18 protein-coding genes are annotated in these 24,186 nt (G+C 28.9%); 15 read left to right on the forward strand and 3 right to left on the reverse strand.

Translation table 11 applies throughout. From position 1 onward, the window contains the following. Positions 1-4: 4 nt before the first annotated feature. From GQR92_RS00425 to GQR92_RS00440, 4 genes are all read left to right on the forward strand, one after another. Entirely contained in the window at positions 5-1,447 is a 1,443-nt protein-coding gene (locus GQR92_RS00425) for an MFS transporter (RefSeq protein WP_233269918.1), read from the forward strand. Between the two features lie 575 nt (positions 1,448-2,022). Next, positions 2,023-3,849, forward strand: a complete 1,827-nt coding sequence (locus GQR92_RS00430; RefSeq protein WP_158837274.1) for a T9SS type A sorting domain-containing protein — start codon at positions 2,023-2,025, stop codon at positions 3,847-3,849. Positions 3,850-4,281: 432 nt separating this feature from the next. After that, the gene (locus GQR92_RS00435) at positions 4,282-7,260 is read left to right on the forward strand and encodes a cellulase family glycosylhydrolase (protein ID WP_158837275.1); all 2,979 of its coding nucleotides are present in this window, start codon (positions 4,282-4,284) and stop codon (positions 7,258-7,260) included. An 820-nt stretch (positions 7,261-8,080) separates the two neighbouring features. Continuing rightward, positions 8,081-8,632, forward strand: a complete 552-nt coding sequence (locus GQR92_RS00440) for a tetratricopeptide repeat protein (RefSeq protein WP_158837276.1) — start codon at positions 8,081-8,083, stop codon at positions 8,630-8,632. Between the two features lie 33 nt (positions 8,633-8,665). On the opposite strand, the gene GQR92_RS00445 is transcribed toward GQR92_RS00440, so the two are convergent. Both GQR92_RS00445 and GQR92_RS00450 read right to left on the reverse strand, forming a co-directional pair. Next, entirely contained in the window at positions 8,666-9,316 is a 651-nt protein-coding gene (locus GQR92_RS00445) for a peptidoglycan-binding domain-containing protein (RefSeq protein ID WP_158837277.1), read from the reverse strand. 72 nt (positions 9,317-9,388) lie between these two features. After that, entirely contained in the window at positions 9,389-10,417 is a 1,029-nt protein-coding gene (locus GQR92_RS00450; RefSeq protein ID WP_158841879.1) for a LacI family DNA-binding transcriptional regulator, read from the reverse strand. A 153-nt stretch (positions 10,418-10,570) separates the two neighbouring features. Here GQR92_RS00450 and GQR92_RS00455 point away from each other — a divergent pair, with 153 nt between their 5' ends. The 10 genes from GQR92_RS00455 to GQR92_RS00500 all read left to right on the forward strand — a co-directional run bounded on the left by GQR92_RS00455 (position 10,571) and on the right by GQR92_RS00500 (position 20,514). Continuing rightward, a complete protein-coding gene (locus GQR92_RS00455) occupies positions 10,571-11,617 on the forward strand; it encodes a sugar kinase (RefSeq protein WP_158837278.1) in 1,047 nt (348 codons plus the stop codon). A 97-nt stretch (positions 11,618-11,714) separates the two neighbouring features. Further along, positions 11,715-12,383 carry a bifunctional 4-hydroxy-2-oxoglutarate aldolase/2-dehydro-3-deoxy-phosphogluconate aldolase gene (locus tag GQR92_RS00460; RefSeq protein WP_158837279.1) on the forward strand — a complete coding sequence of 223 codons (669 nt, stop codon included), beginning with the start codon at positions 11,715-11,717 and terminating at the stop codon, positions 12,381-12,383. A gap of 181 nt (positions 12,384-12,564) precedes the next feature. Beyond that, entirely contained in the window at positions 12,565-12,978 is a 414-nt protein-coding gene (locus GQR92_RS00465; RefSeq protein WP_105048253.1) for a response regulator, read from the forward strand. Positions 12,979-12,980: 2 nt separating this feature from the next. Then, on the forward strand, positions 12,981-13,520 hold the full coding sequence (locus tag GQR92_RS00470) for a heme NO-binding domain-containing protein (RefSeq protein ID WP_158837280.1): 540 nt from the start codon (positions 12,981-12,983) through the stop codon (positions 13,518-13,520). Then, positions 13,520-15,502, forward strand: coding sequence for a PAS domain-containing sensor histidine kinase (locus tag GQR92_RS00475; RefSeq protein WP_158837281.1), 1,983 nt, complete (start codon positions 13,520-13,522; stop codon positions 15,500-15,502). Before GQR92_RS00470 ends, GQR92_RS00475 begins: the two co-directional genes overlap by 1 nt. Beyond that, the gene (locus GQR92_RS00480; protein WP_158837282.1) at positions 15,503-16,648 is read left to right on the forward strand and encodes an FIST signal transduction protein; all 1,146 of its coding nucleotides are present in this window, start codon (positions 15,503-15,505) and stop codon (positions 16,646-16,648) included. It abuts the gene before it with no gap. After that, positions 16,648-17,691 carry a sensor histidine kinase gene (locus GQR92_RS00485; RefSeq protein WP_158837283.1) on the forward strand — a complete coding sequence of 348 codons (1,044 nt, stop codon included), beginning with the start codon at positions 16,648-16,650 and terminating at the stop codon, positions 17,689-17,691. The genes GQR92_RS00480 and GQR92_RS00485 overlap by 1 nt, the downstream gene beginning before the upstream one ends. Positions 17,692-17,693: 2 nt before the next feature. After that, the gene (locus tag GQR92_RS00490) at positions 17,694-18,011 is read left to right on the forward strand and encodes an Hpt domain-containing protein (RefSeq protein ID WP_158837284.1); all 318 of its coding nucleotides are present in this window, start codon (positions 17,694-17,696) and stop codon (positions 18,009-18,011) included. A 5-nt stretch (positions 18,012-18,016) separates the two neighbouring features. After that, positions 18,017-18,727 (forward strand): LytR/AlgR family response regulator transcription factor, encoded by a 711-nt coding sequence (locus tag GQR92_RS00495; protein ID WP_158837285.1) that lies wholly within the window; start codon positions 18,017-18,019, stop codon positions 18,725-18,727. A gap of 98 nt (positions 18,728-18,825) precedes the next feature. Continuing rightward, positions 18,826-20,514, forward strand: coding sequence for a T9SS type A sorting domain-containing protein (locus GQR92_RS00500; protein ID WP_158837286.1), 1,689 nt, complete (start codon positions 18,826-18,828; stop codon positions 20,512-20,514). 51 nt (positions 20,515-20,565) lie between these two features. Here the strand turns inward: GQR92_RS00500 and GQR92_RS00505 are convergent, their stop codons facing one another. After that, positions 20,566-22,638 carry a tetratricopeptide repeat protein gene (locus GQR92_RS00505; protein WP_233269920.1) on the reverse strand — a complete coding sequence of 691 codons (2,073 nt, stop codon included), beginning with the start codon at positions 22,636-22,638 and terminating at the stop codon, positions 20,566-20,568. Positions 22,639-22,868: 230 nt separating this feature from the next. Between GQR92_RS00505 and GQR92_RS00510 the strand changes: the two genes are divergently transcribed. Further along, complete coding sequence (locus GQR92_RS00510; protein ID WP_158837287.1) at positions 22,869-24,137, forward strand: oligosaccharide flippase family protein; 1,269 nt, start codon at positions 22,869-22,871, stop codon at positions 24,135-24,137. Positions 24,138-24,186 lie beyond the last annotated feature (49 nt).

Consider the following 24,186-nt stretch of genomic DNA (forward strand, 5'->3'; position numbering starts at 1 on the left):
CATTATGACTAAGACTAAATCAACTTCTAAAGTTCCGATGGGAAAAAAAATAGCATTCGGTTTGGGTATGTTAGCCAATCAAATGTTTCCGGCTGCTTTGGGTATTTTTATGGTGGTCTTAGTTAAAGACTTAGGTTTCCCAACTTGGATGTGGAGTATCTTGTATTTTCTTCCTCGTATTTTCGATTCTATTACAGATCCAATAATGGGGTTTATTTCAGACAATACCCGTTCTAAATATGGTAGAAGACGTCATTATGTTTTTATTGGTGCTATTATAATGGGTATTTCATTTGCATTAATGTGGCAACTTTACAGAGAAGATAGTTTAAATTATAATTTTGCTTATTATTTATTTTGGTCTTTGGTTTTCTATTTAGGCTTAACTATTTTTAGTGTTCCTTATGTGGCAATGGGCTATGAAATGAGCGATGATTTTCATGAACGTACCAGCATTATGGCAGTATCTCAGTGGATTGGGCAATGGGCCTGGGTGTTAGCACCTTGGTTGTGGGTAATTATGTACGACCCTAATTGGTTTGATTCTGGAGATGTTGCAACAAGAACTTTGGCAATTTGGGTAGCCATTATATGTGCTTTATTAGCCATGGTACCCGCCATATTTTTAAAAGATAAATCTACTTTAGATGATGATAGTTTGGTGCCTTTAACAATAAAAAATATTGGCGGTAGTCTTAGAGAAATATTAAAAGGTTTTAAAGAAGCCTTTAAAATTAAACAATTTAGAAAACTTTGTATAGCTACCTTCTTTATTTTTAATGCATTTAATACGGTTGCCGCTTTTTCTTTTTTTATTATTGTATATTATTTGTTTAATGGTGATGCTGGTGCAGCTTGGATTTGGCCAACATTATTTGGAAGTGTAGGTGCTTTAATAACTACCTTTTTGGTGATACCTATTGTTGCTAAAATATCTAAAACAATGGGTAAAAAGAATGCGTTTCTAATCTCACAAGGAATTTCTATTTTTGGTTATATCTTATTGTGGTTTCTTTTTATACCAGGAAAACCCTATATGTTTTTATTAGCGTTACCTTTTTTCTCTTTTGGTATAGGTGGTTTATTTACAATAATGATGTCTATGACCGCAGATATTTGCGATTTAGACGAATTAAATTTCGGACAAAGAAGAGAAGGTATTTTTGGTGCAATTTATTGGTGGATGGTAAAATTTGGTTTTGCCATTGCAGGTGGTTTAAGTGGATTAATAATGCTTATGGTAGATTTTACACCAGATGCCGCTACCCAACCAGAAGGAGCAGTTACTGGTTTAAGATTTTTCTTCTCTGTTTTTCCTATTCTAGGTACCGCAATTGCTATGTATATTATGAGAGATTACGATTTAACAGAAGAAAGAGCGATAGAAATTAGCACAGAATTAAATAAAAGAAAAGCCTTAAAGCAAGAAACTTTAAAGAAAATATAAATTAGCATATACTATCAATGAAACAACTTCTGTTTCTTAATAAACGCTATAAATACTTGATATTTATAGCGTTTTTTTATGTTTATTTAAGAAGTCCTTAAAAAGTATCAAAATCAATCTATATAAAGAGGTTGGTTATGGTTATAAGTATATTAATAACGAGTGTAACTTACTTAATAGCTCTATATTATTAAGCTCTTAATAGTTTTTTTAGTGGTGTTATGTTGTTGTTTATTAGGTTTTTAATGTGTTTTTTTTGTGCTATTATTGTCCGTGTTTAGTTATTTATAGTCCTCTTTTTTTTGAATGCAGGTATACATTAAAAATTAGAACAACAACACTTGTAATTTAAACAATACATTACCTATACAGATGCAAAATAATGCCTATTTGTTGTCTTTTATTCATTCTTAATAATTTACTATTATTATGATGCTATCATTGCTTTTGTTACTATTTTAATTCATTTTTTTATCATTTTTTTCAAACTGTATGTTTTTTGTTCAGGTCTTAAAAATCAATATTGCATAGTTTAAGGTTAATATTGAGTATACTAATTTAAAGAAATAACTATTATGAAAAAAATTACTCTATTATTTGCTTTATTGATCACATCAATAGGCTTTTCTCAACAACAAGAATATCATTTAGATTTTGAAGAAGGTACACCATCTGGAATTGCGTCTAATTGGTATACGTTTGATAACCAACCTGCTCCTGCAGAGATTGTTGACAACCCCAATTTAAATGGTGTAAATACTACCGCTTCTAAAGTGATGAAAGTTGTTATGGGACCTGGCAATGCTTTTTACGCAGGTGTTAATAATAAATGGGAAGACTCTAAATTTGGTACTTGGAAAATAGACATGAGTGTTGCCAGCAACCTAACCTTAACTATGGACGTACATAAGAATTACGTAGGTACTGTAGGTATTAAAATGGGAACAAATAGTGCAGGAACTTCATTTCAAATTACAGACCAGAATGTTGGTAATACAGTGGTAAATGAATGGCAAACATTAACTTTCGATCTTTCTGGAATAAACCCTAATGGAGATTTATCTAACATCAGTCAAATGGTTGTTTTTGTAGATTGGACGCAAGATATGGCAGATAGAGCAGCAGGAAATACCATATATATAGACAATATTAAATTTAATGCAGAAAAATTAACAGATGCACCAGAAGCACCTGTTGCAGGTACAGCTTCTTTACCATTAGATTTTGAAAGCGAAATAACTTGGTCAGATTTTGATGGAGGAGTTGTATCAACAGAAACAAACCCTTATAACAATGCAGACAATAGTTCTGCAAAAGTTGGTAAGATGGTAAAATTTGAAGGTAAAACTTGGGGAGGAAGTGCGTTAACCTTAAGTTCTGCAATGGATTTTGCGAATAATGATACTTTTACAATGAAAGTATATTCACCAAGAGTAGGAGCAAAAGTATTATTAAAAGTAGAAAATTCTGGAGATGCAGGAATTAATTTTAGTAAAGAAGTTCTAACAACCATAGCAAATGGATGGGAAACTTTAACTTTTGATTATGCAACTATTAGTAAGGCTAATTCGTATGATAAATTGGTCTTAATATTTGATAATGGAACAGTTGGAGATGGTTCTGCTAACTTTACTTTTTATATAGATGATATTGCATTAACTTCTTCAGGTGTTGTGCTTCCTACAGTAGCATTACCTTTAGATTTTGAAAGTGCAACAACATGGACCAATTTTGATGGAGGAGTTGTTACCACAGAAACAAATCCATATAACAATGCAGATAATTCTTCTGCAAATGTTGGTAAAATGGTAAAAAATGCAGGTCAACCTTGGGGTGGCAGTGTCGTAAAATTAAGTTCAGCAATGGATTTTGCAGCAAATGATACTTTTACAATGAAAGTATATTCGCCAAGATCAAATGCAAAAGTGTTATTAAAAGTAGAAAATTCTGCAAGTCCAGCTACTAGTTTCGAGAAAGAAATAACCATAACCACAGCAAATGCGTGGGAAACAATTACGTTCGATTATTCAGCAATTCCTAGTGGATCATATGATAGCGTTGTTTTAATTTTCGATTTAGGAACTATGGGAGACGGAAGTGCAAACTATACCTTTTATATGGACGATCTTATGTTGTTTAATGCAGCAACTGCAAGCGTGTCAGACAATAAATTACTAAATGTTTCTATGTATCCTAACCCAACTACGAGCAGTTTAAATATTTCTGCACAAAGCACTATTAAAAATGCTGCCATTTATAATATTTTAGGGAAACAAGTTATCAGTTTAGCAATCAATAAAAACAGTGAATCTATAGATGTTTCTAACTTAGCATCTGGTATTTATTTAATTAAATACACTGTAGATAATGCTGTAGGTACTGCAAAGTTTATTAAAGAATAACTTTATTTCTTTACAATAATTTAAAAGAGATGCTATTTTAGGATCTCTTTTTTTTGCATTTTTTATAACTTAAATTATAAACAAAACAGTAATTTTTAATGTATGAGTAAATATAAACTGACTTCATTTGCTACTATAAAACTCAATATTGTAGATTAAGAACTTTAAATAAAATAAAAAAAGTGTCTAAATTAAATTTTAGGCACTTTTTTTTGTTGTAAATAATTGTGATAGATGTATTTTATTTATCAAACCATTCTTTTTAGAAGAAATAAACTTAATCTGAGTTTAATATTTATCAAAAGAATATAACTATTATCCTAAATAGGAGCATAATAGTTTAATTGTTTGTTTTTTAGGTAGTTGTGTTTTGTTTTTTAGTTTTTTAGGATGAGTAATTGTGTTAATTTAGCGATATAAAAACTTAAAATTATGACCAAACTAAAACTAAAATTTTACGCATTATTTATTTTTTCATTAATATCCTATGGTATTCAAGCTCAATCTATTGTAGATAAACATGGTAGATTACGGGTTGATGGTAATACTATTGTAGACAAATCTGGCACCTCTATTAGTTTAGCTGGTAACAGCTTATTTTGGAGTAACGCAGGAGATTCTTCAGATTTTTACAATTCGAGTACAGTGAATCATTTAGCCGATAATTGGAATAGTTCAATTATTAGAATTGCCATGGGTGTAAAAGAATCATGGGATGGAGGAACAGGATACATTGATAGTCCTATTGCTCAAAAAAACAAAATTAAAAAAGTAATAGATGCTGCAATAGCCAAAGGTATTTATGTTATTATAGATTGGCATACCCATGAGGCTGAAAATTATCAAGAAGAATCTGTTGCCTTTTTTAGAGAAATGGCAGAGTTATACGGACAAAATGATAATGTTATTTATGAAATTTATAATGAACCCATAAAGCAACCTTGGTCTGTGGTAAAATCTTATGCTACTCAGGTAATTAATGCAATTCGTTCTAAAGATTCAGATAATTTAATCATTGTAGGTTCCCCTAATTGGTCTCAAGATGTTGATGTTGCATCTCAAAGCCCAATAGTAGATAGTAATACAGCATATGCTTTACATTTTTATGCGGGTACACATTCTGGATTTTTAAGAGACAAAGTTAAAAAAGCATTAAATAACGGAGTTGCAATTTTTGCAACAGAATGGGGAGCTGTAAATGCAGACGGTAAAGGAGATGCATCTGTTTCCGAAACAGAAGAATGGATGCGTTTTTTAAAGGAAAATAAAATAAGTCATGTAAATTGGGCGGTTAGTGATAAACCAGAAGGCGCATCAATTATAAATTCGGGTAAAGGAATTTCTGGGTTGCAAAATGATGATTTAACTGCAACAGGAGTATTTGTAAAAGACATTATAAAAAACTGGTCTGATGATACTCCTAAAAATGAAGATACTACCACTACAGGTAAAATTGAATGTAATACCGTAGAGTGTATTTTAAATGCAATGAAAAATGCAAAACCAGGAAACGAAATTATTATAGCTCCAGGTACTTATGTTGCATTAGAAAAAGACAATACTAATGGTAGAGCATCTCTATTTTTTTCTGCAAAAGATGGTAATGCAGATAAGCCTATTATAATTAGAGCAAAAGATGCTCTTAACCCTCCAATTCTTAAAGGAAAAGAAGGTAAATATGATGGATACGTAATGAGAATTATAGGTGATTACTGGCAAATAAAAAACCTTATTTTAGAAGATGGTTCTAAAGGATTGGTATTTGATAATGCAAATAATGGTCTTATAGAAAACATAACTGTTAGAGATATAGGTGAAGAAGGTATACATTTAAGAGATGGCTCTAGTAATAATTTAGTTACTGGTTGTAACGTTTCTAATACAGGTGTTAAAAAACCAGGTTTTGGAGAGGGTTTGTATGTTGGTTCAGATAAATCTCAACACAACAATCCTTATAGTCCAGATTGTAATAATAATACAATAGAAAATTGTATTATTGGTCCTAATGTTGCTGCAGAAGGGGTAGATATAAAAGAAGGAACTTTAAATACTATTATTAGAAACTGTACTTTTTCTGCAGAGGGAATTACAGGAGAAAATAGTGCAGACGCTTTTATAGATCTTAAAGGAGCGTATACCTTTGTGTATGGTAATACTTTTAATTTAGATGGATCTACAATTATAAATTCTGCAATAGATTTTCAAGATCGAAAAACAAATTACAATACAGGTTATAGAAATGCTGTTTTTAATAATACATTTAATTTAGGTACAAGAGGAGCAGATATTCCTTCAATGCGAGCAAAAGGAGGTAGCCCTTCAGAAATTCATTTCTGGAACAATACTCGTAATCCTAATACAGCAGACCCAACAAGTAGTTTTTCTTTAAAAGCTATGGTTTTATCTTGCCCTAGTTGGAATATTGTAAAATGTGATAATGGAGACACAGGTAATAGTGCCCCTACCGTTAGCATTAAATTGCCTAATAATGGAACTAAATTTACAGTAGGAGAAACAATTTCTATAGAAGCTATTGCTGCAGACAGTGATGGTAGTATTGCTAAAGTAGAATTTTATAATAATAACGAAAAATTAGGTGAAGATAGTTCAGCTCCGTATAAATATAGCATTACAAATGCACAAATAGGAAACTATAATTTGTCTGTAAAAGCAATCGATAATATAGGCGCTACAGCAGAAGCTAATATTACCGTTACAGTAAGTAATGTAATAGATACAGATACAAGTTGTGTTTTTAATACGCCATCACCAAACGCGTTACCAACATTTACAGATGCTGTTTTTTTAAATGCACACGTACTTGGTACAGGAGGACCAGATTTATCTAATTTAAAAAAATTTAGAATTAACTGGAATAGTACAAGTAATATATTGGGCAGATTTGCAATAAATACCAAGAATGGTGTTCCTACTTATTATCTAGATTTAAAAAAGAAAATGACTTATGATTTTGGTAACTCAAAACCAGAGTTAACTATCAGTAATTCGGGTATTTCTAATTTAGATGATTCTTATTGGGTAGCAGAAAATAATGGAAATTTTGTAATGGTTTCTAAAAGTGGAAACTTTACAATTTACTTTAATAATTCTACAACAGCACCAAGTTGTAATAGTGTACAAAGTTTACAAAAAGTTTCAGAGATAAAAATAAAAGAGCAAATAAAATTATATCCTAATCCTGTTAGAAATCAACAGTTAACAATTACCCATATACCAGAAAAAGGAGCAATCGTAAAAATATTCGATTTGCAAGGTAAAGTTGTAATAAAACAAACATTAGGAAATACATCTAAAACAGTATTAGATATTTCTCAATTAAAAACAGGTTTATATGTTGTTTCTATTCAAAATAAAGGAGTTCTAAAAACAATCTTACTTTCTAAATTGTAAAAAAAACAAGTTTGTATAAAAAATAGTAAGCAGTACAATAAAATAATTATTGTACTGCTTATTTAAATTAATATGGTATGCTTTATTAATAATATAAAGCCTCTAAAGTTAAAATATCTAAAAAGCCATCAGTAAAAACACTAAATCTATAGATGTTTCTAACATAGCATCTAATATTAATTTAATAAACTACACCGTAAATAATACGGTCAGAACTACAAAATTTATAAAAGAATAACATTAAATTAAAATAGTATAAGCGTCTAAAATTAATTTTTTAGACGTTTTTTTATGCAAAATAATATTCTTTTTGGGCGTTACCTAAAGGTCGGGCTTTTCACTATATCTTTTTGTAAAAAAACAAAAAGGATGCCGTTTCAATCCCTAACGCAAGCAATTTTGCCAACGAATTAACAAAATAGAAGAACGTATTTGTATTTTTATAAAAGTCCACTTTAAACCTTTTTCACTGTTTTATTTCAAAAGATAAAAATATAATAGAAATATCTGTAAAAAAAGGAAAAAGAGGACGTACTTTTGTCGTTGCTAAAGTTTTAAGAATATTTCTAATAGAATTGATAAACAATTCTTTCTCTAGAAAGCAGTTTATAAAATGGCACAATTGATGAATATATAAACAAAGAAGATGTTGTTATTAATAATTTACAAAAAAAAAGGTGTATATTATAATAGCATACAAATGAAAAAGAGACATTAAAAAAAATAAAAAATTATTTAAAAGTAGCGCAATCCACTTAAAATGATTTTTAAAATAGAATAAAAGAGTCATTTATTTTACAATGACAAACAAAGAAAAAAAATGGGAACACTAGTAAATAATTATATTTTTAAAGCATTAGAAAGTTACCCTTTCGATTTAGAAGAGGTAATGGAGGCTTTAAATTTTGCATTGTCTTACGATGATAAAAATACAATGGCATTAACTTTAATGGGAAGAGTTTATGCAGAAAAGTTATATAAATATGAAGAAGCAATTGTTTATTTTAAACAAGCTTTGGCAGAAAATATTCATGCTTTTGAGGTATATGCACCTTATATAAATACACTTTTATGGAATGAAGATTATAAAGAAGTAGAAGATTTTATAGATTTTGCATTAAAAGTAAAAGGATCTGATAAAGCACTTTTATATCTTAAAAAAGCCATTTTATATGAACAATTAAAAGATTATAAAACAGCTATAACATATATAAAATTAGCAAAAGAGCATACGTTTAATTCAGAATTTATGGCAGACATTACTATTGAAAAAGATAGAATAAAAGGTAAAATGCCAAATAAGAAGAAAAAGAAAACCAAAAATCCTAAGAATACTGACTCAAAGGTAAAGGCTTCAAAAAGCAAAAAATAATTTTAAGATGTTAGTAAAAGCTAACATCTTTGGTTATTCAAATAAAGTATCTAAAGTTAAAATATCTAAAACACCATCAGCAAATAGGTTGTTTTTTTCTTCGAAAATTTTAATAGCATTCAGTGTTTCAATTTTATAAACACCATCTGTAGTAATCTCAAAACCTTTTTTATTTAATTGCTTTTGAATTTCATAAATAAAAGCAGTTTTATAGCCATTAATCAATGCTTTATCAGGATTAAACATCCTTTTAATTTTGTTTTTTACTAAAGATTTTTGGTAGGCTTTAAAATCAGTTCCTGTTTCTTCTAAAAATTGTATTTCTTTGTTATTTAAACCGTTTGCTTTTAAAATTTTAGAGTTTTCTAATTTACTTTCATAGTATTTAATGCTGGCAAGTTTATTTGCATACTTTTTAACGGCTAATTTAGTTTCTTCAGTAGCATCTTCAGGAGCTCTAATATCTATATTATTAGCAGTCCATTGCATTTTTACAAAGCTGTTTATGTCTTCAATTACCTTGTAATAACTAAGTACAGTTTCTTGGTTATAATAAGCTAAATCTATTTTTTTTATTGTTTTATAATTAATATTAGGAGCGTTGTACCTTTTGTATTGCTGGTATTTTCCATAACCAATACTAAAAGCAATAATTAGTAATAATAAAATAATGAGTTGTTTCATAGCAAGTAATTGTAGCTCTTTAAAAAGAGAACAAAAATACGGTAAAGTTTCTAAAAAAATAGAAAGAAAAGGTTAAGAATGTTCTGTATTTGTAGAGTCTCTAGCTATAAGAGCAACATCTAAAATTCTTTTAGTAAACGTTTGTTTAACTACTGCTTTTTTAGCATGTTCCAAGAATGCAAAAGCAGCTTGTTTACCAATTTCATCACTATGTTGATCTATACTTGTTATTGTAGGTGTTGTCATCGATGTAAAGGGTTCGTTACCAAAACCAACCAAAGCAATTTCATTAGGTATTTTAATATTATTTTCTTTTAATACTTGTAAAGCACCTAATGCAGCATAATCACCTGCAACATAAACAGCGTCTGGTCTGTTTTTTAGAGATAAAAGCTGAGTCATTTTTTCTCTTCCATCTTTTATACTAAGATTACTTTCTATTAGTAATTCTTCATCTAAAGGTAAATTATTCTTTTTTAAAGCATCAATATACCCTCTAATTCTGTTGTTAAAAATTCTAGTATGCTTAAAACCACCAATGTGAGCAATTCTTTTGCATCCTTTATCAACAAGGTGTTCTACAATTATTTGGCTACTATTGTAATCATCTATACCAATATAATCTACATTTAAATCATTTTCACCTCTATCAAACATAATTAATGGAATGCCTGCTTTTTTAACTTTTTCAAAATACGTTAAATCTACAGTTTCATTGGCCATAGAAGCAATTATGCCATCTACTTGTGTATATAATAAGGTGTCAATACTGGCACATTCTTTTTTAAACGATTCGTTAGATTGTGTAATAATAATATTATAACCTTCTTTATTTAATACCTCTTCTAAATTTTGAATGACTGATGAAAAAAAGTTGCTGTTTGTTCTAGGTACAATTACACCTACTAATTTACTTTTTCCACTTCTTAGTGCACTTGCTAAATAATTTGGTTGGTAATTAAGATTTTTTGCCACCTGTCTAACTGCTTTTTTTGTTTTCTCACTAATTCGAGTATCATTATGTAAGGCTTTAGAAACAGCTGCAGGTGAAATGTTTAGAACATTTGCAATATCTTTTATGGTAGTTTTCTTTTTGATAATATTTTTTTTATATCTTTGCTTAATCGTTTAAGCAAATGTAGTACGATAATATTTATAATCAAAATGATAGTGTAAATCTTTCTTTTTGATTTTATTTTAGAAAACTGCTTAAACGTTTAACCAATTAACTGTAATATTAAAATAGAATTTAGAATGGCAAAAGTAGTAACATTTGGAGAGATCATGTTGAGATTAGCTCCTCAAGGATTTTTAAGATTTTCACAAGCAAATAATTTTGACGCTATTTATGGTGGAGGAGAATCTAATGTAGCAGTATCATTAGCAAATTATGGAGTAGATGTAGATTTTGTAACGCGTTTACCAAAAAATGATATTGGTGAGTGTGCAATGATGGAAATGCGTAAAAGAGGAGTTGGTGTAGATAAGATTGTTTATGGTGGAGACCGTTTAGGAATTTATTTCTTAGAAACAGGGGCTGTATCTAGAGGATCTAAAGTGGTTTATGACAGAGCGCATTCTGCAATTGCAGAAATAGAATCTGGAATGATCGATTGGGATGCTGTTTTTGAAGGTTGTGAATGGTTTCATTGGACAGGAATTACGCCTGCAATTTCTCAAGGTTCTGCAGATGTTTGTTTAGAAGCTGTAAAAGCGGCTAGCGCAAAAGGAATTACTATTTCTACAGATTTAAACTATCGTGCTAAATTATGGAATTTCTGTGATGCTGCACATAGAGAATCTATTATGACAGAATTAACTTCTTACTGTGATATTATTTTAGGAAACGAAGAAGATGCAGAAATGCACTTTGGTATTAAACCAGATGGAGCAGCAGTACAAACAGCTGGTCATGATGTAAAAGCAGAAGCTTTCTTATCAGTTTGTCAACAAATGACAGAGAAATTTCCAAGAGCTAAAAAAGTAATTACTACTTTAAGAGGTTCTATTTCTGCTTCTCATAATACTTGGGCAGGAGTTTTATATGACGGTAAAAAAATGTTACAAACACGTCAGTACCAAATTACAGATATCGTAGATAGAGTAGGTGGTGGAGATTCATTTATGGGAGGTTTAATCTACGGATTATTAACATACCCAGAAGATGATCAAAATGCATTAGATTTTGCCGTTGCAGCATCTTGTTTAAAGCACACTATTAAAGGTGATGCAAATTTAGTAACAGTTGCAGAAGTAAAAAAATTAATGGGTGGTGATGCATCTGGACGAGTAGCAAGATAAATTTTGGTGTAACTGTGTAAGTGTTAATTTGTTTAATCGCAAGATTGGTCAGAGTATTTACACAGTTAAACATTTACACAATTAAACAATAAAAGAAATGGCACAGTTTTCAAGATTAGAAGTAGCACAAGTAATGAAAGAAACAGGGATGATTCCTTTGTTTTTTCATAACGATATAGAATTAAGTAAAAAAGTATTAAAAGCATGTTATGATGGTGGAGCTCGTTTAATGGAGTTTACAGCACGTGGAGATTTTGCTCACGAAGTTTTTGGTGAGTTAACAAAATATGCTATTGCAGAATTACCGGGTATGATTATGGGTGTTGGTTCTGTTACAGATGCAGGAGCAGCTTCATTGTATATGGCTTTAGGAGCCAACTTTATTGTAACTCCTGTTTTAAGAGAAGACATTGCAATTGCTTGTAATCGTAAAAAAGTATTATGGTCTCCTGGTTGTGGTACATTAACAGAAATAACCAGAGCAGAAGAATTAGGATGCGAAATTGTAAAATTATTCCCTGGAGATATTTATGGACCTCAATTTGTAAAAGGAGTTAAAGGACCACAACCTTGGACTAGTTTAATGCCAACAGGTGGAGTTTCTCCTACTGAAGAAAACTTAAAAGGTTGGTTTGATGCAGGTGTAACTTGTGTTGGTATGGGATCTAAATTAATTTCTAAAGAAATTATTGCTAACAAAGATTATGCAAAATTAGAAAAAGATGTAAGAGCAGCTTTAGCTATTGTAAAAGCAGTTAGAAAATAAATTTAAATATTTTTTTATAAAAACTCCAACTGAAAAGTTGGAGTTTTTTGCTTTAGATGAAAATATTTCATCGATACTTTTCTGCACTTCATCGATACTTTAATTTGTGTGACCAACTACTTGTAAAAGACATTTTTTTATTAACTTAGATTTGTATCAGTTAAAAGTTAAACCCCACAAAATGTCTAAAAATTTGAAAGTATTGTTAATTGAAGATAACCTAATTGAAATAATGAAAATGAAAAGAACACTTTCATTATTAAAATTAGACCATACAATGCAGGAAGCTAAAAATGGTGAAGTAGCATTAGAAATTTTACAAGATAAAAGTAATTTCCCTGATTTAATTTTATTAGATTTAAACATGCCTAAAATGAGTGGAATAGAATTTCTATCGATCTTAAAAAAGGATGAAAATATACAACATATTCCTACCGTAATATTAACCACTTCAGATAATCAAAAAGATTTAGAAGAATGTTATAAATTAGGTGTTTCTGGTTACATTTTAAAGCCACTAAAATATGATGATTATGTTAAAAAGATTGAAACAGTGCTGTCTTATTGGAGTGTGAATGAACTAAAAAAATACTAATTATGAAAGGAATTGTTTTTACAGAATTTTTAGATCTAGTAGAAGAAAAGTTTGGTTTAGAAATGGTTGATAAAATTATTTATCAATCAGAATTAGCATCAGAAGGAATTTATACATCTGTAGGAACATACAGCTTTTCTGAAATGTTGCAATTAGTAACAAACTTAAGTGATAACACAGGTATTTCTACGGATAATTTGCTTTTGGTTTATGCAGAGCACTTTTTTGGAATGATAGAAAGAAGTTATCCAGGTCTTTTAGCAACCTATAAAGACCCAATAGAAATGTTGGCTTCTATTGAAAATCATATACATGTAGAGGTGCAGAAAATTTACCCAGAAGCAGAATTGCCAACATTTATTGTAGAAGAAAAAACAGAAAATTCTTTAACAATGGTGTATAAGTCTAGTAGAGCAATGCATCATTTTGGATTGGGGTTAATGAATAAAACTTTCGAGCATTTTAATACAGAGGCATCTATTGTTTTAGAAAAAATAAAGGAAGATGGTACAAAGGTTCGATTTATTGTTAATAAAAAATAATGAGTCAACATCAAATAGAAATACTAGAACGAGCACTAAAACGTGAAAAATCCGCAAGAAAAGCTGCAGAAAAAATTCTAGAGGATAAATCTAGAGATTTATATGAGCTTTCAGAAGAATTAAAAGGTTCTAATATAAAGTTAAATGAACTTTTAGAAGAAAAATCTTCTACATTAAAAGGAGTATTTGATAACATTAATGATGCATATCTAGTAATGGATTTGTTTGGTAATGTTTTAAAAATGAATGAGGTTGCTGTAGGTCTTTTTGGTTATGATATTGAAATAGAAAATTTTAATGTAACAGAAATTATTTATCCAGAAGATGTAGAATATACTTATAAATCTTTTACAGAATTATATGAAAAAGGTTTTTTTAATGGTTTTACAGCAAGAATTTATACTAAAAATAAAGAAATTAAATGGGTGCAAATAAATGCAACTGTTGTTTATAATAAAGAAAATAAAGCAATTGCAGCACAAGGTATTATTAGAGATATTACTAAAGAAAAAGAAGAAGAATATTTATTAGTAGAGTCAGAAAATAGATTAGCAGCACTTGTGTTAAACCTAAATAGTGGTATTATTTTAGAAGATGAAAATCGAAAAATAGTATTATCGAATACAAAGTTTTGCGAATTATTTAAAGTAGATGCAAAACCTCAAGATTTATTTGGGATGGACTGCAAAATGGCTTCAGAACAAAATAAGGTTTTATTTAAAGAACCAGCATTGTTTGTAACAAGAATGGATGAAATAGTAGCCGCTAAAAAATCTGTTTTTGGAGAGCAATTAGAAATGATAGATGGGGTAATTCTCGAAAGAAATTACATTCCAATATTTATTGAAGGAAAAATAAAAGGCTTTTTATGGACCTTTAGAGATATTACCTTAGAAAAAAAATACAGCTTAAGTTTAGAAAGTGAAAAAGAGAAATATAGCAGTATAATTGCCAATATGAATTTAGGTTTGGTAGAGATTAATACAGATGATGAAATTTCGATGGTAAATCAAAGTTTTTTAGAAATGTCTGGGTATGCCAAAGAAGAATTAATAGGAAAAGTAGGCCGTGATATTTTTGCATTTAACGATAGTTCAAATGTTGTAAAAGATCAAAAAGAAAAACGTCTTAAAGGAGAATCTACCTCTTATGAATTTAAGACAAAAAATAAAAGTGGAGAAACTAAATATTGGTTGGTAAGTGCTGCACCAAATTATAATTTGTTGGGAGAAAATATAGGTTCTATTGCTTTGAATCTAGATATTACTAAATTTAAAAGGTTGCAATTACAAAAAGAGCAAATTTTAAAGGAATTAGAAAAAAGTAATGAACATTTACATGAATATGCGCATATTGTTTCTCACGATTTAAAATCGCCACTTAGAAGTATTGACGCATTGGTTTCTTGGATTAAAGCAGATAATGAAGGTAAGTTTGATGAAGTAACACTACAAAATTTTGGTCTTGTAGAAACTACTTTAGAAACCATGGAAAAACTAATTTCTGATGTTTTAGAATATTCTAGTGCAGGTTCTAGTACAGAAGAATATGAAGATGTAGATTTAAATAATACGTTATCAGATTTAAAAAAGATATTATTTATTCCAGAAAACATAGCTGTTAATGTCTTAAAAAAATTACCAATTGTTAAAGGAGATAAGACTAAGTTTCAACAATTATTTCAAAACTTTATAAGCAATGCAATTAAATTTTGCGACAAAGAAATAGGTGTTGTAGAAATTGATTATAAAGAAGATTTTACTTTTTATCAATTTTCTATAAGAGATAATGGTATTGGAATTGAAGAAAAATATCATGATAAAATTTTTGAAGTTTTTACCTCTTTAAACAAAAGAGAAGATTCAACAGGAATAGGGCTGTCAATTGTTAAAAAAATAGTTGACTTATATAAGGGAGTTATTTGGTTAGAAAGTGAGCCAAATAAAGGAACTACTTTTTACTTTACCATAAAAAAAACTTAAATGAAAACCGTACAACTTAAAAAACATAAAAACTCTGATTGGAAATATTTATCAGAAAATACCCCTCTAAAAGCACCCTTAGTACTCGTTTTTGGAAATAGATTTTTATTGGAAGATAAAACTATTTTTGATGAAATTAGGGATAAATTTAAAGACGGACATATTGTATTTGGTTCTGCTTGTGGTGATATTTCATCAGAGTCTATAGATGATGAAAGTATTACAATCACAGCAATAGAATTTGAAAAAAGTAATTTTATAATTAAAACTACAAATGTTTTAAACTCAAATTCAGACTCTAAAGTAGATAGTTTTTCTGTAGGTAAAGATTTAATTAGCCAATTTTCTCAAGAAGGTTTAAAGCACGTTTTTGTTGTTTCTGAAGGAAGTTTTATAAACGGAAGTCAATTAACAAGAGGTATGAATGCTGCCACAGAAAATAATTTATTAATTACTGGTGCTCTTTGTGGAGATGATGCTCGATTTGAAAAAACGATATCTTCTTACAACGAAAACCCAAAAGCAGGAGAAATAGTGGCTATTGGCTTGTATGGTGAGTCTTTAGAGATTACATTTTCTATTAACGGCGGTTGGACACCTTTTGGACCAGAAAGAATTGTAACAAAATCAGAAGGAAATACGTTATATGAATTAGATAACTTACCTGCATTAGATTTATATAAGAAATATTTAGGAGAAAAATCTAAAGAATTGCCAGGTGCAGCTTTATTGTATCCATTAAATGTAAAAACAGAAGATGGACATAACACCATTGTAAGAAGTATTTTAAATATAGATGAAGAAGAAAATTCTATGATTTTGGCAGGTGATATTTTAGAGAATTCTAAAGTACAATTAATGATGACCAATGTAGATAATATTGTAAATGCAGCAGAAAAAGCGGCTAAAAATGCTTTAGAGTTTAGAAACAAGAAACCAGAATTAGCTATTTTAGTAAGTTGTATAGGTAGAAAACTAGTTTTAGACCAAAGAGTAGAAGAAGAAGTAGAAGAGGTAATGGAAGTTGTAGGAGATGCAACAACAATAACAGGGTTGTATTCTTACGGAGAAATAGCGCCTTTTATAGGAGAAAATAGTTGTGAATTACATAACCAAACAATGACAGTTACACTAATTAGCGAATAATGAATTCTTTATTAAAAAGACAAATAAGAAAATATCTACCCAAAGAATTGCAGTCTAACGCAGAGTTAGAACAATTCTTAGAGGCTATTGATAAATCTTATAGCACTTCAGAAGAGCAGTTTTTAATGCTTCAGAGAGCTACAACATTTAGTTCTGAAGAGCTGTTTTGTGCTAATGAACAATTAAGAGAAGAATCTGATTCTCAAAAAAAAGTAATCTCAAAATTAGAAAGTGTCATAGACAAATTACAGTTCTATGATTTAAAGAATAATCGTCCTAAAGAAAGTGTAGATTCTTTAAAATTGGTTGATTTTATAGACAATCAAACCAAAGAAATTATTAAAATTAATCAACAAAAAGACAAACTTTTAAGAAATTTAGAGCGCCAAAATCAAGAATTAAATGATTATGCGCACATGGTTTCTCACGATTTAAAATCGCCTTTGCAAAGTATAGAGGCTTTAACGGCATGGGTTTTAGAAGATTATTCTGGTGTGTTAGATGATACCGGTAAAGAGAATTTACAATTTATTAGAGATAATGTAGAAAAAATGGATACACTTGTAAAAGGTATTTTACAATATTCTACCATTGGTAAAATTGAAAAAGATTTTTATGATGTAAGTATAGATACTTTAGTAGATGAAATTTTAAATAATAAAGAAATATCAAATACGGCTACTTTTAGTATTCCAGAAAAATTACCAACTATAAAAGGAGATAAATTTAGGTTAAACCAATTATTTAAGCATTTAATAAATAATGCTGTAAAATTTAATGATAAAGAAGCTAAAACAGTAGAAATTGGCTTTAAAGAAACGCCTGATTTTTGGAGATTTTATATAAAAGATAATGGTAACGGAATTGATCGTAAGTATTTTGATAAAATATTTGTGGCATTTCAAAAATTAGAAGATGATTATCAGTCTACAGGAATAGGTTTATCTATCGTAAAAAAGATTGTAGAAGTATATAAAGGAGAAATTTATTTAGAATCTGAGCCAGAAGTAGGCTCTACTTTTTATTTTAGCATAAAAAAATAAAGATGGAACAACCAAATTTAGAATACATAGAACAGTTAGCAAGAGGAGACGAATCTATTAGAAATGAGTTAATAGACGTTATTAAAACAGAGTTTCCAGATGAAAAGAAAGAGTACTATGATTACCTAGAAAAGAAAGAATTTAAAAAAATAGAAGAAAGTGTTCATAAACTTAAACATAAAATTAGTATTTTAGGTCTCGAAAAGAGTTACGAAATTGCTAATGAGTTTGAACACAACCTTCGGGAACTAAGTTTAGAGAAACAAGAAGATTTTGAAAAAATTTTAAAAGCAATTACAGCGTATATAGAAACTATATAAGTTTTATGAATTGTATTATTATTGATGATGAAAAAATGGCAAGGGTTATAATTAAAACCTTATGCAATGAAATAGATTCTTTAATTATTTTAGAAGAGTTTCCTAGTGCCATACAAGCAATAAAATATTTGAATGAAAATGAAGTAGATTTAATCTTCTTAGACATCCATATGCCCAATTTTAGTGGTCTAGATTTTATTAGAAGTCTAAAAAATCCACCAAAAATTATTTTAACAACATCAGATCCAAAATTTGCTATAGAAGCTTTTGAGTACGATTTTATAGTAGATTATTTATTAAAGCCAGTAGAATTGCCACGTTTTAAAAAAGCAATTGAAAAGGCAGAGAGAAAAAATATTTCAGTAGCTACTTCAGCTAAACAAATTGCTAAAACTAAAGATACAGAAAACGATTTTTATGTGAATATAGATCGTAGATTAATAAAAATAGATTTACCAAGTATTTATTTAATAGAAGCAAAAGGCGATTATATTAAAATAAAAACAGAAAGTAAAGATTATACAGTGCATTCTACACTTAAAAAAATAGAAGAAAAACTTCCCGATTCTTTATTCCTAAAAATACACCGTTCGTACATTATCAATATTAAAAAAATTATAGATATTGAAGACAACAGTGTTTTAATCAAAAAAGATGTTATTCCTGTGAGTAGGTCTAAGCGTCCAGAATTAATGAAAAGACTAGATTTACTTTAATGTTTGTCTAAACAAGTCTTACAACTCATCTATAGTTAAAGTGTTAGTGGCTAAAAGTTACTAAATCTACTTTACTTCGTGCTTATTTTTGTGATATAATGAAACATATCATAAAAAAAATATTGCTAATTCTCCTTTTTGTAACAATAGGAAACACCATTGCTCAATCAGACAAAAGTAATTTTGTTAGTGCAGAAAGTGTGAAAATTAAGGGACTAAAATTTAATAAGCAACAACTTTATAAAAAGACTCCTAAAAATTCTTTCATAGAGTATTTACCAGAAACAGGAATAAATCATACAGAAACAGCATTTGTTTCTATTTCAGAAAAACTGGTCGTTAATAAAAATATAAAAGATTTTTTATCGGTAGTTTATTATCAAAGAGAACATAAAGTAGCTTCGGTTGTAGCAACAAAAACGGAAGGCGCTGTTTACAATCATTATAAAGAGATTTGTAATCGATTAAATGGAGCTAGTTTAGATAGTATTAGTACTGTTTTAGTAAAAGAGCATCAAGTAATAAAATCTAAAATACATAATGTTTCTGGTAAAGTTGAATATACTTTAAGTTTTTCAATTAAAGTAGATACCAATGATAACGAATTATTTAGTTTTTGGAATATAGACCAATATCCTACAGGTGATTATCAAAATTATTTAATTTGGGGAAGTTCTTACGCTCAAGTTTATGCAATCGCAAATTATGTTATAGAGCAATATGCCTTAAAAGGTGGACTTAAAAGTAAGGTCATAGAAAATGTATTACCAAATGTTTTTGTAAAAACAGGAAGTTACTCTAATGGTATTGTTCATTTAAATCTAATCAATAGAACTCAAGAAAAAGCAGTTAATTTTGTTGGTAATATAGCAGATACAGAAGTTTCAGAACATGTTAAAGCAGCAAATACTTTTTCACTCTCTGGAGATTATAATGAAGTACTATCTATAGAAACAGGTGTTTTATTTGATATTGGCTTTTATTTAGAAACAGCTTCGTCTAACCAAAAAGATGCCTTGTATCTAGCAGATGGACCTTGGGGTTTAGATTATTTAAAAGAATATGCAATGGTTTCAAATTTCGAAATAAAAACTTTTGAAAGAGAGTTTAAGGAAGCTGTTTATGAAGTAGAGCGAAGTGTTAAAGCTGTTGGAGAGGTGAAAGGAAATATTAATTTATTTAGACACCTTTTACCTGAAAACAAAACTTTAAATGTGGTTAAATATGACTTTCTTAATTTTAATATTAGAAATAATGAGCCTGTAGAAATAATACTTATGTCTGGCGAAGATAGAGCTTGGGAAAATAGGTTACGTTATACAATTCCTGCAAATTCAAAAGAAAAAAGATATAGTGTTTCTTTTTCAGATTTTGTAGATCATCTAGGGAATAAAGCAGTAATTACAGATATTAAAACTATTGTATTTTCTATTATAGGAGATTACACCAATTACAAACCTTTTAATTTTGATATAAATCAAATAGCATTCACAACAAATAGTACTTTAAGTACAGATGATGTTATTGTAAAAAATAATAACAAGTTAAAAAATTACCCAAATCCTTTTACAAGTTCTACAACAATTCTACTACCAACTGCAACTAATGATATTCAAATTAAAGTTTTTGATGTAATGGGTAGAGTAGTAGATATTCAAAAAATAAGCAGCCGTTCTTCTTTTACAAAAGTACAATACAATGCTCCTCAATTAAAAAAAGGAGTTTATAAATATAGCCTAATTGACGATACAAAAAGTCAACATTCTGGAACATTTATCGTCAACTAGCCCCCCAATCTCCAGAAGGAATGTTGTTGGGCAAAAGAGAAATCTTTTGCCTTACTTTTTATACAAAGGTTTTCTTAAAAAGATCCATTTAAATCTTACTCCAAACTCAGTATAGGTAAAACCAGCAGAACCTGCAGTTGCAACAGCAGAAGCAATATTACTTTGTAATCCGTAGATGTTTAAGAGTGCACGTTCAGAAAACTTATAGCCTAATTTAGCTTGAACTCTATAGGTGCTAAGAGCATCATCATCTTCTATGTATTGCAAACCAGTAGCTGCCGTTAATCCATAAAACCATTCTTTATTTTTTGCAGCTGCTTCATCTTTTATAAGATTTACAAATATTTCTACAGCATTAAATTTACTAGGACTAAAATAATTATCTCGAGATTCTTTAAAAGAGATGTTCTGATAATTAAGTCCTGCTTTTATAGAAGGTTTTGCAAACAGATTGTAATATAAAGAAGTAAATAACAAATTTCTTGCATTTTCATCACTTTGCCAAGTGTAATAATACTGTGTAAACCAACCTAAATTAAAGTTTGTATTTAAACTATAATTTAAAATAAGGTTATTTTGTACAATTTCATCATTCAATAATGCAGCGTTAAAATTTTGTATATCTCTTTTATAACCGAGCTCTAAGTTCTGAAGCTTAAATGGTTTTATATCAACAGAAATATCTGTTAAGAGTTGATTGTATTTTTTTGTCTCAGAATCTGAAGACGTAACACCAAAACTACCTTTTAAGGTTACGTTATTTAATAATTGATAAGAAGCACCTATTAATAAATTATTGGTTGTAGCTTCTATGTTGGTGTCTGGGTTAGAGGTTGTTCTATAATTATAATTGGCTAAAATTTTAAATTTTGTAGAAAAAGGAATTTCTGCATTAACATCGTAGGCATTTGCTTCGTTATTTCCATTATCATAAGAATAAGAAAATTTGGTTTCTACATACGGTGTAAAACTTAAATCTAATTGTTTTATAAAATTTGAGGCATCTTTTTGCTTCTCATAAAACGTTAAGGTGTTTTCTGCGCTTTTATAAGCATTGTTATAATAGCCAGATGCTTTTAGAGCATTTGCTTTTCCTAAATTACCATCAAAAGAAGCACTGTCTTTTTTTAAGATTAAATCATAATCATCAATACTTTTCTTAAAATCACTTTTATAAATATTTAATGTTGCTCTTAAAGAAAGCATCCAGTTTTCTGGATTTTTATTATTGTCTAATAACTTATCAATTTCAGTTTTAGCTGGCGTATATTTTTTATTCCAAATTAAAGCCTGAATATATCTTTCTGTAGTTTGGTTTTTTAGGGTTTCAGGTGTGTTTTTATCAATACTATTTAATGATTTTTTACTGATACTTAAAGCGGTTTTATCATCTTCCTTTAAATGATAAGACAAAGCAATACCGTTTAAAGATGTTAGTTTATCCGCAGGGTTTTTACCTATAATTTCATACGTGCTTTTTGCTTTTTCTGTTTGATTTGATATTAAATACAAATTAGCAAGATTTAATAAGGTTTCTTTATCATCTTTAAAAGAGGTGAAGTTTTCTTTTAAAATGGTTTCGGCTTCGTCATATTTTTGATCCGTTACTTTCTTACTTGCCAAACCTAATCTCATATATTTTTTAGAAACCAATGCATTTGGGGTCCCTGGTAATACTTCTAAGGCTTTATCTACATTGATTAATGCGTCTTCAAACTCTTTTAAATTAGATAACGTATTTGCATATCCTAATAAAGCAGCAAAGCTTTTATCATTTTCTTTTAATAATGTTTGATAATAGATTTTTGCATCAGGATAATTTTTACTCCAAAGTAAAGATTCTGCATAATTCAATTTTACTTCAAAATCAGAAGGATAATCTTTTAACAGATTTGTAAAAAGTGTTACAGCTGCTGTAGCCTTACCGTTTAAACCAATAGCTCTTCCGTAACAAAGTCTTGCAGTTTTGTTTGTAGGATATTCTTTTAAAACATCTTTAAAAAAAACTTCGGCTTGTTGATATTTACCTGTTTCTAAATAGGTAAAACCTTCTTTCATGTCTTGACTAAAACCTTGTAAACTAAAGAAAAGAAAGAATATAAAAGTAGAATATATTAATTTCATTGATTTTGTTTTTTGTATTGGCAAGTTAAGCAATAGTAATTAATCATTAAACTATATAAAAGTGTTTTTCAACGTCTTTAGAGATTCTTTTTAAGGGAACTAAGTGATATTTGCTTAGAATTATAGAAAAAGAGAAATAATTTTAAATAATAATGCAAATACGCATTAATGTAAAGTTATTTATGATTAATTTAAAGAACGCAAAATAGCTTAATAAAAAGATACATAATATGCAAGAAGTTATACGATTTGTAAAAAACAAAATTAAGCCAGAACAAGTATTTATGTTAAGTGTTCTCTTGGTAAATGGAGGGAACTACATTTATAATTTAGTTTTAGGAAGAGTTTTAGGACCCGAAAAATTTGCAGATGCAGCCATTTTAATTACTTTTTTATTAGTGTTGTCTTTTGTTGCCATGACGTTTCAATTGGTAACAGCTAAGTTTTCTGTACTTTTTGAAGATTCAATATTTAGTGGCTTTATTTCTAAAATATATAAAAATGCGCTAATTACCGGCATCTTCTTAGGAATTGCAATAATTGTTTTTTCTACGCAATTACAGCACTTTTTTAAAACAACTTCTTCAACCATGTTTGTTATTTTTGGTTTTGGAGTTCCGTTTTACTTTTTAATGAGTGTTAACAGAGGTGTTTTTCAAGGGAAGCAAGAATTAAAATCTTTATCAGTAACCTATCAATCAGAAATGATTAGTCGTTTATTGTTAACCTTTGCGTTGTTATATTTTTTAGATATAGATTCCTCTTTAATTATAGCAATCGGTATTTTTTGCTCTTTTATTTTTGGATTGATTCCTTTTAGAACTAGCAATTTTTCTTTATTTAAACCTTTTTCATTAGCAGCTGATAATAAAAAATTAGTAAAAAATTTCTTTATAATAACGGCTTTTTATGAGTTAACTCAGATTATTATAAATAACAGTGATATTTTATTGGTAAAACATTATTTTGAGTCTTACGAAGCAGGTTTGTATGCATCTTTGGCTTTAATTGGTAGAGTAGTCTATTTTATTGCTTGGATGTTTGTAATGTTGTTATTACCAACTGTTGTTCAGCTTAAAAAAGAAGGGGAAGAGACCTTGCCAATTTTATTAAAATATGTTGCCTATATTGGTTTTATTGCTGCGGCTATTGTGATTAGTTGTTTTCTTTTTCCGAATGAAATAATTAAAATATTATTTGGTAGCGAATACTTGTCAGTAGCACCATTGTTATGGAAGTATGCATCTGCAACAGGAGTTTTTGCCATCTCAAATATATTTGCTTACTATTATTTATCATTAGATAAATATGTACCTGTTGTACTTTCTGGAATTTTTGGAATGTTGCAAATAGTGTTAGTTGTTCTTTTTCATGAATCATTAGAACAAGTGGTTCATGTGCAAATTATAGCAATGGTATTGTTATTAATAGTGCAACTTAGTTTCTTCTTTTTTAAAGATTCTAAACCAACAGAGGCTATTAAAGAAACAGCGGAATAGTATTATCTAAACCTATTTTCCAATCATCTATATATAATTGCATTTGAGC

Origin of the sequence: Polaribacter sp. L3A8 (genome assembly GCF_009796785.1) — a bacterium.
Lineage (GTDB): Bacteria > Bacteroidota > Bacteroidia > Flavobacteriales > Flavobacteriaceae > Polaribacter.

What these genes read in the sequence shown, in the direction of transcription:
- GQR92_RS00485 (WP_158837283.1), top strand. Translation starts at nt 16,648, where the DNA reads ATGAATTCTTTATTAAAAAGACAAATAAGAAAATATCTACCCAAAGAA.
- GQR92_RS00470 (WP_158837280.1), top strand. Translation starts at nt 12,981, where the DNA reads ATGAAAGGAATTGTTTTTACAGAATTTTTAGATCTAGTAGAAGAAAAG.
- GQR92_RS00500 (WP_158837286.1), top strand. Translation starts at nt 18,826, where the DNA reads ATGAAACATATCATAAAAAAAATATTGCTAATTCTCCTTTTTGTAACA.
- GQR92_RS00455 (WP_158837278.1), top strand. Translation starts at nt 10,571, where the DNA reads ATGGCAAAAGTAGTAACATTTGGAGAGATCATGTTGAGATTAGCTCCT.
- GQR92_RS00510 (WP_158837287.1), top strand. Translation starts at nt 22,869, where the DNA reads ATGCAAGAAGTTATACGATTTGTAAAAAACAAAATTAAGCCAGAACAA.
- GQR92_RS00495 (WP_158837285.1), top strand. Translation starts at nt 18,017, where the DNA reads ATGAATTGTATTATTATTGATGATGAAAAAATGGCAAGGGTTATAATT.
- GQR92_RS00430 (WP_158837274.1), top strand. Translation starts at nt 2,023, where the DNA reads ATGAAAAAAATTACTCTATTATTTGCTTTATTGATCACATCAATAGGC.
- GQR92_RS00490 (WP_158837284.1), top strand. Translation starts at nt 17,694, where the DNA reads ATGGAACAACCAAATTTAGAATACATAGAACAGTTAGCAAGAGGAGAC.
- GQR92_RS00445 (WP_158837277.1), bottom strand. Translation starts at nt 9,316, where the DNA reads ATGAAACAACTCATTATTTTATTATTACTAATTATTGCTTTTAGTATT.
- GQR92_RS00460 (WP_158837279.1), top strand. Translation starts at nt 11,715, where the DNA reads ATGGCACAGTTTTCAAGATTAGAAGTAGCACAAGTAATGAAAGAAACA.
- GQR92_RS00440 (WP_158837276.1), top strand. Translation starts at nt 8,081, where the DNA reads ATGGGAACACTAGTAAATAATTATATTTTTAAAGCATTAGAAAGTTAC.
- GQR92_RS00480 (WP_158837282.1), top strand. Translation starts at nt 15,503, where the DNA reads ATGAAAACCGTACAACTTAAAAAACATAAAAACTCTGATTGGAAATAT.
- GQR92_RS00425 (WP_233269918.1), top strand. Translation starts at nt 5, where the DNA reads ATGACTAAGACTAAATCAACTTCTAAAGTTCCGATGGGAAAAAAAATA.
- GQR92_RS00475 (WP_158837281.1), top strand. Translation starts at nt 13,520, where the DNA reads ATGAGTCAACATCAAATAGAAATACTAGAACGAGCACTAAAACGTGAA.
- GQR92_RS00505 (WP_233269920.1), bottom strand. Translation starts at nt 22,638, where the DNA reads ATGAAATTAATATATTCTACTTTTATATTCTTTCTTTTCTTTAGTTTA.
- GQR92_RS00435 (WP_158837275.1), top strand. Translation starts at nt 4,282, where the DNA reads ATGACCAAACTAAAACTAAAATTTTACGCATTATTTATTTTTTCATTA.
- GQR92_RS00465 (WP_105048253.1), top strand. Translation starts at nt 12,565, where the DNA reads ATGTCTAAAAATTTGAAAGTATTGTTAATTGAAGATAACCTAATTGAA.